Annotated in this window: 10 protein-coding genes; 1 reads left to right on the forward strand and 9 read right to left on the reverse strand. The window is 74.8% G+C overall.

Going from position 1 to position 11,463, the window contains the following annotated elements; all coding sequences use genetic code 11:
• Positions 1–9: 9 nt before the first annotated feature.
• From EBO15_RS31765 to EBO15_RS31795, 7 genes are all read right to left on the reverse strand, one after another.
• The gene (locus EBO15_RS31765; protein ID WP_122198176.1) at positions 10–927 is read right to left on the reverse strand and encodes a MerR family transcriptional regulator; all 918 of its coding nucleotides are present in this window, start codon (positions 925–927) and stop codon (positions 10–12) included.
• An 82-nt stretch (positions 928–1,009) separates the two neighbouring features.
• Positions 1,010–2,245: a cytochrome P450 family protein gene (locus EBO15_RS31770; protein WP_122198163.1), complete on the reverse strand. Its 1,236-nt coding sequence runs from the start codon at positions 2,243–2,245 to the stop codon at positions 1,010–1,012.
• A 63-nt stretch (positions 2,246–2,308) separates the two neighbouring features.
• Complete coding sequence (locus tag EBO15_RS31775) at positions 2,309–3,580, reverse strand: cytochrome P450 (protein ID WP_199744927.1); 1,272 nt, start codon at positions 3,578–3,580, stop codon at positions 2,309–2,311.
• Complete coding sequence (locus EBO15_RS31780; RefSeq protein WP_122198164.1) at positions 3,577–4,209, reverse strand: GTP-binding protein; 633 nt, start codon at positions 4,207–4,209, stop codon at positions 3,577–3,579. The genes EBO15_RS31775 and EBO15_RS31780 overlap by 4 nt, the downstream gene beginning before the upstream one ends.
• Entirely contained in the window at positions 4,190–4,546 is a 357-nt protein-coding gene (locus EBO15_RS31785) for a DUF742 domain-containing protein (protein ID WP_122198177.1), read from the reverse strand. Before EBO15_RS31785 ends, EBO15_RS31780 begins: the two co-directional genes overlap by 20 nt.
• Position 4,547: 1 nt before the next feature.
• On the reverse strand, positions 4,548–5,036 hold the full coding sequence (locus tag EBO15_RS31790; RefSeq protein ID WP_122198165.1) for a roadblock/LC7 domain-containing protein: 489 nt from the start codon (positions 5,034–5,036) through the stop codon (positions 4,548–4,550).
• A complete protein-coding gene (locus tag EBO15_RS31795) occupies positions 5,033–6,850 on the reverse strand; it encodes an ATP-binding protein (RefSeq protein WP_122198166.1) in 1,818 nt (605 codons plus the stop codon). Before EBO15_RS31795 ends, EBO15_RS31790 begins: the two co-directional genes overlap by 4 nt.
• Positions 6,851–7,060: 210 nt before the next feature.
• Here EBO15_RS31795 and EBO15_RS31800 point away from each other — a divergent pair, with 210 nt between their 5' ends.
• Positions 7,061–8,323: a helix-turn-helix domain-containing protein gene (locus tag EBO15_RS31800; RefSeq protein WP_158628419.1), complete on the forward strand. Its 1,263-nt coding sequence runs from the start codon at positions 7,061–7,063 to the stop codon at positions 8,321–8,323.
• Positions 8,324–8,387: 64 nt separating this feature from the next.
• Here EBO15_RS31800 and EBO15_RS31805 read toward each other — a convergent pair whose 3' ends face one another.
• Positions 8,388–9,461 (reverse strand): lipocalin family protein, encoded by a 1,074-nt coding sequence (locus EBO15_RS31805; RefSeq protein ID WP_122198168.1) that lies wholly within the window; start codon positions 9,459–9,461, stop codon positions 8,388–8,390.
• 472 nt (positions 9,462–9,933) lie between these two features.
• On the reverse strand, positions 9,934–11,463 hold a 1,530-nt coding region (locus EBO15_RS31810; RefSeq protein ID WP_158628420.1), incomplete at its 5' end, for an AAA family ATPase.

The raw sequence follows: 11,463 nt of genomic DNA on the forward strand, positions 1-11,463 counted from the left end.
GGGACAGGGCTAGGGCGTTGTGAGGGCGGTGAGGAACCAGGTGAGTTCCTGGCGGGGGTGGTCGGGTGGGGACCAGCCGTTGATGGTCGCGAGGAGGGTCATGTAGCGCTCGCGGCGGGGGTCGTTCGCGGCGGTGAGGTGGGCGGCCAGGCGGGAGCGGAGGGACGGCGAGTCGGGGACGTCCTGGGACGCGGCGTACGCGGCGGCCACGTGGGCGACGGCGGCGGCCGCCTCCGGGGAGCCCGGGAGGACGCCCGCGGCGAGGAGGGGGCGGATGGTCTCGGCGACCTCCGCCACGGCGTGCTTGCGGGGCGGCGCGGTGGGTCGGACGTCCTTGTGGTCGTTGTACAGGGACCGCATGAACGAGCGGAACGCCTCGTCCTGGACGAGTTCGGCGAGCTCGACCCAGGCGGTGAGCTGCTCGGACGTGGGGTCGTCGGGGAGTTCGGGGGTGAGGGAGCGGCGGGCGACGCGGGGGAGCGGGCCGTCGGCGTCGCCGAAGGCGTCGTCGAGGAAGCCGGTGACGAGGCCGTCGCGTTCGGCGGCGGAGAGGCGGGCGAGGCGGTGCATGAGTTCCAGTTCCTCCGGGGTGCAGTCGCGGCCCGCCGCCAGGGTGAGGACGGCGTGGCGCAGGCGCAGCACGCGCATCTGGACGGCGACGGCGCCCGCGTGGGCGGCGGCGGCCTCGGCGGGGGTGGTCTCGCGGTCGACGATCCGGCGGACGGTCGCCAGGTCGAGGCCGAGGTCGCGGAGCGTGCGGACGAGGGCGAGGCGGGCGACCGCGCCGGGGCCGTAGCGGCGGTGGCCCGAGGCCGTCCGGTGGGATTCGGGGAGGATCCCGTGGTCGGTGTAGAAGCGGACGGCCTTCACCGTCACGCCGGCTGTCCCGGCGAGTTCGCCGATCGAGTAGGTCGCTTCGCCCTGCATGCGGTCCACCCTGGCACCTCCCCTTAGGGGAGGTTCAACACCCGATGGGCGGGCCTGTCGGAAAGGCCCGCCCAGAGAAGTGTCAGGGGGTGAGACGGACGGGGAGGGCGGCGACGCTGTTCGTGAACAGGCTGGGGACGGGCGGGAGGTCGTCCGACGGGACGGCCAGGGTCATCTTCGGGTAGCGGTCGAAGAGGACGGAGAGGGCGATGCGCGCCTCGATCTCGGCGAGGTGCGAGCCGGGGCAGCTGTGGCGGCCCGCGCCGAAGGCGAGGTCGCCCTTCTGCTCGCGGGCGTGGTCGAAGTCGCCCGCGTCGCCGCCGTGCCGGGCGGGGTCGCGGTTGACGGCCGTGTAGGGGGCGATGATCGCGTCTCCGGCGGGGACGGTGACGCCGCCGATCGTGAGGTCGTGGAGGGGGTAGCGGGCCGGGAAGTTGCCGATGGGGGCGTCCCAGCGGAGGGTCTCGGCGACGACGGCGGGCCACGGGTCCTCGTCGGCGGAGAGGGCGGCCTCGAGCTGCTCCGGGTGGGTGAGCATCGCGCGGACGGCGTTGGAGATGAGGCTGATGGTCGTCTCGTGCCCGGCGGTGAGCAGCACCCAGAGCGTCCCGGCGAGCTCCTCGGCGGACAGCGCGGCCGGGTCGGCGGCGTGGACGCCGATGAGCGCGCTGGTCAGGTCGCCGCCGGGGGCGTCCGCGCGGGCCTGGATCAGGTCGCCGAGCAGGCGCGGGATCTCGGCCTGGACCTCGGCGACCTCCTCGGCGGTCGTGTCGGTGCGGAAGATGGCGTCGACGAGGCGGCGCAGGCGGTCCCGCTGGTCCTCGGGGACGCCGAGGAGCTCGCAGATGACCTGGAGCGGGAGCCGGGCGGCGAAGTGCGCGCGCAGGTCGACGACCTCGCCTGCGGGCAGGGCGTCCGCGAGGGCCGTGGCGGCCTCGGTGATCGCGGGCACCATGTCCTGGACGCGTTTGCGGGTGAACTGCCCGATGATCGGGCGGCGTAGCCGGGTGTGCTCCGCGCCGTCCGCGGTGACCAGGTTGTCCACCTTGATCATCCCGATGATCGGGTTGTCGTCGGCGAGCTCGCCGGTCTTCACCGCCGTCCAGGTGCGGTAGTCCTTGCTGACGTCCGGGTGCCGGACGAGCTCCTCGACCAGGGCGTGCGTGGTGACGGCCCAGGCGCGGACGCCGCCCGGCAGGACGACGCGGACGACCGGCCCGGCGGCGCGGAGCCGGGCGGCCTCACCGTGGTGGTCGGCGGCGGTCGGGTCGAGCTCGATGACGGGGATCTCGGCGGCAGTGGACGGGACTGTGGTCATGGCGTCTCCAAGGCGGTCGTCCGCGGCGCGGCCACCGGGACCGGATCCCGGGGCCGGGCGGGTCTACGAGGTGGGGAGCGGGGCGGTCTCCGGCGTGGTCGGGGGCGGGGTGGCGGGGGTGCGCGGGGTGCGCGGGGTGAAGGTCACCGGGAGGCTGACGGCCGTGCGGATCCACGGGCTCGGCTGGTAGCCGATCTCGCCCGGGTCGCAGGCCAGCCGCAGGTCGCCGAGCAGGTGCTGGGCGGTGGCGACGGCGGTCCGCGCGATGGTGCGCGCCGGGTCGCGTCCGGGGCAGGCGTGCGGGCCGACCGACCAGGCCAGGTGCGCGCGGCTGCCGCGCGTCCACCAGTCGGACGCGTGGACGCGGGTGTCGCGGGCGCTGGCGGCGAGGCCGAGGATCAGCGCGTCGCCCTTGCGGACCGGGCGGTCGGCGAGGACGGTGTCGGCGAGCGGGTAGCGCGCCGGGAAGTTGATCATCGGTGGCTGGCGGGCGAGGACCTCGTCCAGCGCGTCGTCGATGGACAGCCGCCCGCCGTTGATCCGCCCGGCGAACCGCGGGTCGACCAGCATCAGCCGCAGCGTCTCGGCGATCCACGAGATGGACGTGTGGTTGGACGCGGAGACGACGACCACGAGCGTCTGGAGGATCTCGCTCATCGTCCCGAGGTCGTCGTGCGCGGCGAGGAACCCGGTGAGGTCGGGCGAGCCGCCGTCCATCCGGGACGTGACCAGCTCGTTCAGCAGCGCCTCGAACCTGGCGTTGCCCTCCTGCGCGCGCGGGCCGCTGGAGAACAGCAGGTTCATCGCATCGAGGAGCTCGCGCGCGCGCCCGGGGTCGAGGCCGATGAGCTCCCCGATCGCCAGCACCGGGATGGACGCGGCGTAGTCGGCGATGAGGTCGCCGCGTCCGGCGGGGGCGATCCGGTCGATGAGCTCGGTGGACAGCCGTTCGACCGAGCGGCGCAGCGCGCGGTGGTCCAGCGCGGCCATGGCCTGCTCGATCGGACGGCGCAGCCGCCGGTGCTCGTCGCCGTCCGCGCCGATCACGTTGTCGCGGTGGAACATCATCGGGCCGAGCGGCGAGTCCGGGCCGACGGTGCCGTCCTGGACCAGGCTCCAGGAGTTGGCGTTCCGGCTGAACAGGTGGTCCTGCGTGGTGATCTGGCGGATCTCGGCGTAGCCCATGACCAGCCAGGCGCGGACGCCGGGCATCAGCTCGACCGGCGCGACCGGGCCGTGCTCGCGCCACAGCCGCTCCAGCGCGGCGTCCGGGTCGGCGGTGGTCGCGGCCAGGGGCATCACCTGGGGGAACGCGTGCAGGTCGGTGGCGGTCACCGGGTCTCACTCCTGTCGATGACGTGCTCGACCAGCTGGACCAGGGACGCCACGGCGGACTCGCGGTCCCGGGCGTCGCAGGCCAGCACGGGCGTCCGCGGAAGCAGGTCGAGCGCCTCGCGCAGCGCGGCGGGGTCGTGGTCGGGGCTGTCGGGAAAGCGGTTCACGGCGACGGCGAACGCGTCCAGGCCGGCGTCCTCCAGCTGGTCGAGGACCTCGAAGCTGTCGGCGAGGCGCCGCACGTCCACCAGGACGAGGATTCCGGCCGCGCCCTCGGCGAGCCCGGCCCACATGTCCCAGAACCGGCGCTGTCCGGGCGTCCCGAACAGGTAGAGGACGAGCCGGTCGGACAGCGACACGCGGCCGAAGTCGAGCGCGACGGTCGTGGTGGTCTTGCCGGGCAGTCCGCGCAGGTCGTCCACGCCGACCGAGGCGGCGGTGATCGCCTCCTCGGTGCGCAGCGGCTCGATCTCGCTGACCGACCCGACGAAGGTCGTCTTGCCCACCCCGAAGGACCCGACGACCAGGATCTTCGCGGTGCGCTCGACCGTGCCCGGGACGAACAGGACCTCGGGCTCGTCGGGCGGGGTGTCACCGGGTGCTGCGGGCTCAGAGCCGACGGAGGCCATCCAGGACTTCCTGCAGTAGGGACGGGGGCGGCGCGGCCGTGCCGCTGCCGGCGCGCGCGGTCAGGTGGTGCGAGGCGATGAGGTCGTCGGCGAGGACGAGCACGACGCTCACCGGGAGCCGCAGGTGCGCGGCCGCCTCGGCGACCGACAGGACGCCGCGGCGGCACAGGGTCAGCAGGTCGCGGGCCTGCGGCGGCGCGTCCACGCGGAGCGGCGCGTCGGCCGGCGCGGCGGCGAGCAGCGTGTCGACCGTCAGCCCGCGGCGGGTCGCGGTCCGGCCGCGGGTGAGGACGAACGGGCGCAGCGGCGTGTCGCGGGCCTCGTCCGGTCCGGTCATCTCACGCACCCGGTCCGGCCGCCGCACCGCCGGTTCCAGCCGTGCCGGTTCCAGCCGTGCCGGTTCCGGACGCGCCGGGGGCCGGGGCGAAGCCGCCCGCGGGGATGTCGCGGAGCGGCGTCCGCAGCGCGGTCTCGCCGTACCGCAGGACGAGCCGCTGCATCTCCTGGCCGATCAGCGCCGGGTCGATCACGCCCTGGGTGAGGACGCCGAGGCAGGTGCCCTCGGCGGCGCCGCGCAGGAACAGCACGCCGCCCTCGTACTGGGCCATCACCTGGTACAGGGCACGACCGCCGGTGCCGTAGGTCCCGGCGACCGACCGGGACACCGACAGCAGGCTGGTGCAGGTCGCCGCCAGGCGCTCGCTCTCGTCCCGGGCGAGGGACGCCGAGCGCGCGATGACCAGGCCGTCCCGGGAGCACAGCACGACATGGCGGACGCCGGAGACCCGGGCCAGTGAGTCGATCATCCAGTCCTGGTCAGCGGTCAAGGTCGGTCTCCCGGGGGCGGTTCGGAGGTGTCGGCCGACGTGTCGGCCTCGGACGGGTGCGGTGTCGAGTCGGATGACGCGGACGGGGCGGGATCGGTCTCGGGGGTGACATCGGGTTCGGTGAAGAGCGAGGCGATGAACGCGCCCGCCTCGTCCGGGCTGGACGGCGGGGTCGCGAGCTCCGGCAGCGGCTCGGAGGACGGGCGCGGCGACTCGCCCCGGCGGCGCGACGTCCGCTTGGGCAGTCCGCGCGTCTCGCGGGTCTCGCCGGGCTCCTCGTCGTTCCGCGCGGCGGCCGCCTCGACGACCGTGGCGGACTGCTCCGCCCGAGCGGGCACGGGCGCGGGAGGCTCGGTGGCGGCGGCGGGCCGCGGCGGGTCCAGGACGGGCGACCGGACGGTCGTCGTGAGGTCGTCCGGGACGCGGACGACGATCCGGAGCCCGCCGTACGGGGACGGTTCCAGCGCCAGGTGCAGACCGTGGCGGCTCGCGTGGCGTCCGACGACGACGAGGCCGAGCCGCGGGACCTCGCCCAGTTCGGCGAGGTCGACCGGCTGCTCGCCGGTGACCATGCGCTGCGCCTCGGACAGGCGCGGCTCCTCCAGGCCGGTGCCCTGGTCGTCGATCCGGACGACCGCGCCCGACGCCCCCGCCGACAGCCCGACGATGACGTCGGTGGCGCTCGGGGAGAGCGTGGTGGCGTTGTCGAGCAGCTCGGCCAGCAGGTGGATGACCGGTTCCAGGACGGCGGCGCGGACGGCCACCTGCGGGTCGCCCTCGATCCGGACGCGCCGGAAGTCCTCGATGCGGGCCGTCGCGGCCTGGACGGTCTCGGCGAGCCGCATCGGCTCGGGCCAGTGCTGGCCCTCCCACGTCCCGCAGGCGACGACGAGGCTCTGGGCGAGCCGGGCGGCCTGCGCGGCGAGGTGGTCGACGACCTGCCCGGCGGCGTAGACCTCGGGGTCGTCGCGGCGGGACTCGGCGAGCCGTTCGGCGGCGGCCTGGACGCGGTGCATCAGCGTCTGCTGGCGGCGTCCGAGCGCGACGAGGACCATGCGCTGGGAGTCGAGGCGTCCGTCGGCGTCCTCGGCGGCGTCCGCGAGCGCGGCGCGGGACTCCTCGCGGGCCTCGTCCAGGGCCTTCCGGGCCGCTTCGGCGGCTTCGTCGAGAGCGGCCCGCGCGGCCTTGGCGGCCTCCTCGGCGGCGGCCTCCGCGGCCTGGGCCGCCTCGGCGGCGTCCTCCCGGGCGTAGCGCGCCTCGCGTTCGGCGACGCGGCGGGAGAGTTCGTTGTCGCGCGTGGTGGTCCGCGCGTCCTCGAGGGCGCGGTCGCGCAGCTCGGTGAGCTCGGTGCCGAACGCCTCGTCCTGCTCGGGGGGCGCCGACGGCGCGTCACGGTCGGCGAGCGCGGCGGGCAGGGCGTCGCTGAGGAGCTGCTCGACGCCCTTGCGCAGCAGGGCGTTGGCGTCGGTGAGGGTCTCCGAGTACTGCCGCCACTGCTCGTGCAGGCGCGCCCGGTCGGTGGTGAGCGCGTCGCGTTCGGAGAGGAGCGCGGCCCGCTCGGCGGTCAGCTCGGCCGTCCGGGCCGCGAGCGTTGCCTGCCGGGATCCGGCCCGCAGCGAGGCCAGGACGGCGAGGACGGCGGTGCCGGCGGCGACGGTGAGGGAGGCGCCCCACACGGGCCAGCGGGCGGCGCCGGTGAGCAGCCAGGGACCGGCCGCGGTGAGGACGAGGGTGACGCCGGCCGAGGTCCAGAGCGCGTACGAGAGCGGCCTGGCGGAGAGGGACGGGTCCGGCGCGGGCGCGGAAGGACTCATGTTCCCTTTCGGGGTAGTGCGATCGGGGGTGTCGCCGGCCGGCCCGGTGGCGGGGGGAGGGCGGCTCCTCGGCGTCTTATGCTGGCGGCGCGCGCGGGGGACGGGCGAGAGCATCCGCTGCCCGGCTCCGGCGCACCCGGTGATCTTTTGCCTACAAAGTGGGCACTTACCGGGCATTCCACCGTATGTGTGCGTGAGAATGCGGTTCCTATGAGCGACCAGCGGCGCGAACTCGTCCGGGCACGGGAGCTCCAGGGGCTGACGCAGGCGGACGCGGCCGTCCGGGTGCACGTCGCCACCTCGACCTGGGCCCGGTGGGAGCGGGGCGAGCGCGCGCCCCGCACGCAGCACATCGCGGAGATCGCGCGGGTCCTGGACGTCCCGGCGCCGCGGGTGCGGGCCTGGTTCGCAGGCCCCGGCGAGCCCGCCGGGGACGACACCGGCGGCGCGTCCGACGACGACCGGACGCTGCCCGACCTGGGCGACCCGACCATGATCTTCGCCGACGCCCGCGCCCTCGGCGCGTCCAACGCCGACCCGGACGTGCTGCGCATCGCGCGCCTGTCCCTCGCCCGCATCGTGGACCGCTACGAGGAGTTCGGCCCCTGGACGCTCGCCCCCGAGGCCCGCGAGCTCCGCCGGTCGCTGCACGCCCTGCTGCGCGGCCAGCAGCCGCCGAAGCAGCGCCGCGAGCTGTTCTCCGCCGCCGCGCGCGCGGGCGGGCTGCTCGGCTACATGGCCGTCCACCTGGGACGTCCGGTCGTCGCGGAGGCCTACCTCGCCGAGGCCGAGCTGCTCGCCGGGTACGCCGAGGACGTCGAGACGCGCATGTGGGCCGCGGGCACGCGCTCCCTCGCCCTCTACGACCAGGGACGTTTCGGCGAGGCGGACGCCACCGCCGAGGCCGCCGTCAGGCTGGACCCGACCGGCCCGCAGGCGATCCGCCTTCTCGCGACGGGACAGGCCCGTTCGCTCGCCCGCCTGAGCGGCGCCACCGCGCACGCGCGCGCGGAACGCCTCCTGGACGAGGCGATCGAGCTGTCCGAACGCCGCCGCGACCAGCTCCCCACCGGATTCCCGCCGTGCGTCTCGTTCCGTCCGTACAGCACCGCCCGGACGCTCGCCAGCGCGGTCACCGTGCACGTCGCGAGGGGCGACACGGACCGGGCGCTCGAGTACGCCTCGGCCATCGAGCCGATGGTGCGCAGTTCCGGATCACGCTGGACGGAGGCGCTCGTGGGCCTCGACGTCGCGGCGGCGCTGCTGGAGGGGGACGTCCGGCAGGCGATGGGCCTCGGCTGCCGGGCCCTCGAACTGACCCGTCCGGTGCCGATCCGCCCGGTGTGGCGCCGCGCCCGCGACCTGGAGGCGGCCGCCGCGCCCTGGGCGGAGGAGGCGCACGCCGCGCGCTTCAGCGCCCTGCTCCGCGAGTGGGGCCGCACGCCCCTGGCCCGTCCCGTCGTGGCGGGCTGACGGCTCGTCGGAGGGGCCGTGCCGGGGCGGCGGCGGACGAGCGGGCCGCCGCCCCGGACGCGGGTCAGAAGAGGGTGTCGGGAGTGGTGATCTCGACGTAGCTCTGGCCGGAGACCTTGCAGTCGTTGATCGTGCCGGTCACCGTCGAGGCGCCCTCCCAGTAGGCGCCGCCGGGGGCGTCCGGCCAGGCGACCTCCTGGTCCTTGCGCTGCGGCGTGACCGTGAACTGCCCGCCGGGAACCTTGACCTTCCAGCCGCTGGTGTAGGTCAGCTTGGTGGCGGGGCTCGTCCAGCTGCCGACCGGGGTCATCGACACCTTGGACGGGTCGAGGTCGACGGTCGAGCCGTCCGGCTTGACCATGGTCCCGGCCCGGCGGACGAGGCCGGTCTTGTCGCTGATCAGGTACACCATGTACTGGCTGCCGTTGGTCAGCTGGATGCTGAACCAGTCCCAGCGGCCGTAGGCGGACTTGAAGTCGCCGTACTGGTGGTCGAACCAGGACTGGCCCGTGACCTTGATGGCCTCGCCGTGGTCGTACACCGTGCCCGAGGTCTTCAGGTTGGTGTACGAGTAGTAGTACGACTGGCCCCACTGGGCGTAGTCGAGGAGTCCGCGCACGCCGGTGTAGTTGCCGTGCAGAGCGGGCGGGGTGCTCTGGCTGAGGTTCAGGTTCAGCTTGTACGAGCCGTCCTGGAAGCCTCCGCCGAGCTTGTAGCTGCCGCTCTTACCGGACATGTTCCAGTCGTCGACGGCGATGTCGTAACCGCCGTCGGACGGGATCGTGTCCGGCATGCCCGCGGCCTTCGCCTCCCACTTGAACCTGTCGTTCGTGAGGTCGGTGACCGAGAGGTTCCCCGCGTACCCGGACAGGCTCGGGTACTGGATCTGGTTGCGGAAGAACACCTGCTCGAAACCGTAGTCGTGGCGCTTGCCCTTGCTGTCCACGCCGCTCAGGTGGCCGGTGTAGTAGTACCACTCCCGCGACGCGTTGTGCGGCGACTCGTCCTTGGGGATCGAGACGCCCACCGTGTCGGCGGAGGCTGATGCGGGGGAGGCCAGGAGGAGGGAGAACGCGGCCACGGACGCCGCTCCCAGCGCGGTCAGCCGCCGCGCCCGGCCTTTGTGATCTTGGATCATGGGCGGCACCCTAGACCCGCGAAAAGCCGCCGAGGAAGGCCCAGATCGTCCGAGGGGCCGGGTCGGGACGGTTCGTCGTGCTCCGTCCCGACCCCGTCGGAGGGGTGTGGGGGGCCACGGCGGTCAGTGCTCCGCCGTGACCCCGTCCCCTGCACACCGCACGTGGACCCGGCGCGTCAGGCCCGGAACGGACGCGCCTTCCCGTGCGCTTCCGTTCCGCCCCCTTGGGCCCGGCGCGATCGCCGTCCACTTCGGTGCGCATGAAGTTAGCGGGGTCGGGAGCGCGGGTTCACTCGCTTGGGGCACGCGTCGGCGAGCGGTCGGTCACCTGCGGTGAGCGGTCGGTCACACAGGGCGGACGGTGCGGGGACTTCTCGCCCGTGCGCGGACTTGTCACCCAGGCGGACGTCTCGACCGGTGCCGTCCGACGGTGCCGTCCACCCGGAGACGCCGCCCACCCTGAGACGCGCGGTCACAGGTAGAGGCCGTAGAGCTCCTCGGGGTGCTCCCAGATCGGCGGCATGTCGTCGGCGACGAGGGTGAGGAGGGCGTCGCGGCTCGGCCGGTCGGGCAGGGACGCGATCCGCTGCGCCTGGTTCGCGACGGCCATGTCCAGCAGGTTCCGCATGAGGCGGCCGTTGCCGAAGCCCGCCCCGCGCGGGACGCGGCGGAGCATCGCGGCGAGGACGCCGGGCAGGTCGCCGTCCAGCCGGAAGCCGTCGTCCCCGGCGAGCGCGGCGAACACCTCGACCAGTTCCTCGTCGGTGTAGTCGGGGAAGTGGATCTGCTTGGGGAACCGCGAGTCCAGGCCCGGGTTGGCGGCGAGGAACTCGGCCATCTCCCGCTCGTAGCCCGCGACGACCACGACCAGGTCGTCGCGGTGGTCCTCCATGAGCTTGACCAGCTCGGCGATCGCCTCGTGCCCGTAGTCGCCCTTCAGCGGCGACTGGGTGAGGGTGTAGGCCTCGTCGATGAACAGGACGCCGCCGACCGCGCGCTCGACCAGGCGGCGGGTGCGCGGCGCGGTCTGGCCGATGTACTCGCCGACCAGGTGCGTCCGGGACGCCTCGACCAGGTGCCCGGACGACAGGACGCCGAGCCGCCGGTAGATCCGCCCGAGCAGGCGCGCGACCATCGTCTTGCCCGTGCCGGGGCTGCCGGTGAAGACCATGTGCCGGGTCGGCGTGGTGACCCGCAGGCCGGACCGGGCGCGCGCCCGGTCCACGCGCGCGGTCGCGGCGAGCAGCGCGATCTCGTGCTTGACGTTCTCCAGCCCGGTCAGCGCGCCGAGCTCGGCCATCGGGTCGCCCGCGGTCTTCGCGGTGTCGAGCGTCGCGGGGATGTCGCCCTTGCGGACGACCGGCTCCTCGCCCTCGGCGGTCCTCAGCCCGGCGAGGACGAGGTCGGCGAGGAAGGGGGCGAGGCGCGCGTTGCGGAGCGTCTGGACGGGCGGGGTCGCGGCGAGCAGCGTCCCGGCGGCGGCGAGGGCGTGCCGGGTGGCGCGGGCGCCGCGCGCGGCGAGCGCGCGGCGGAACAGCTCCGCGTGCCCGTCGGCGCTGAACGGCCGGGTCCGCGCGACCCGGAACCGCTGCGGCAGCACGGGGTTGACCTCGCCGATCCGCTGGTCGCCGTCGGCGTCGCAGAGCGCGGCGACGTGCAGCTCGGGATGGATGGCGAGCAGGCGGTGCAGCTCCTCGGCGACGGCCTCGCCGAGGCTCGGGTCGCAGGCGACGGTGTCCAGGCCCTCGATCACCAGGAGCCGGTCGGCGCCGCAGTCCCGCACGTCGGCGTGGACCTTGGCGACGGCGTCCGGGAGCCGCTGCCCGATCAGGAGGTTCGCGGTCAGCCAGAGCGGGTCGCGGCCGAGGGACAGGGCGCGGCTGAGCTCCTGCGCGGCGTCCCGCTTGCCGGTGCCGTCCGGCCCGGCGAGCAGCAGCCGGACGCCCGGACGCGGCGCGCCCGCCGTCCCCGCCGACGCGCCCGCCGCCGTGCCCACCGTCGT

The organism is Actinomadura harenae, assembly GCF_003696215.1.
In the GTDB taxonomy this organism is placed as follows: Bacteria; Actinomycetota; Actinomycetes; order Streptosporangiales; family Streptosporangiaceae; genus Spirillospora; species Spirillospora harenae.

Bases quoted from the DNA above. Each gene is read 5' to 3' on its own strand.
- EBO15_RS31765 (WP_122198176.1), bottom strand. From the start codon at position 927: ATGCAGGGCGAAGCGACCTACTCGATCGGCGAACTCGCCGGGACAGCC.
- EBO15_RS31770 (WP_122198163.1), bottom strand. From the start codon at position 2,245: ATGACCACAGTCCCGTCCACTGCCGCCGAGATCCCCGTCATCGAGCTC.
- EBO15_RS31780 (WP_122198164.1), bottom strand. From the start codon at position 4,209: ATGGCCTCCGTCGGCTCTGAGCCCGCAGCACCCGGTGACACCCCGCCC.
- EBO15_RS31785 (WP_122198177.1), bottom strand. From the start codon at position 4,546: ATGACCGGACCGGACGAGGCCCGCGACACGCCGCTGCGCCCGTTCGTC.
- EBO15_RS31795 (WP_122198166.1), bottom strand. From the start codon at position 6,850: ATGAGTCCTTCCGCGCCCGCGCCGGACCCGTCCCTCTCCGCCAGGCCG.
- EBO15_RS31800 (WP_158628419.1), top strand. From the start codon at position 7,061: ATGAGCGACCAGCGGCGCGAACTCGTCCGGGCACGGGAGCTCCAGGGG.
- EBO15_RS31805 (WP_122198168.1), bottom strand. From the start codon at position 9,461: ATGATCCAAGATCACAAAGGCCGGGCGCGGCGGCTGACCGCGCTGGGA.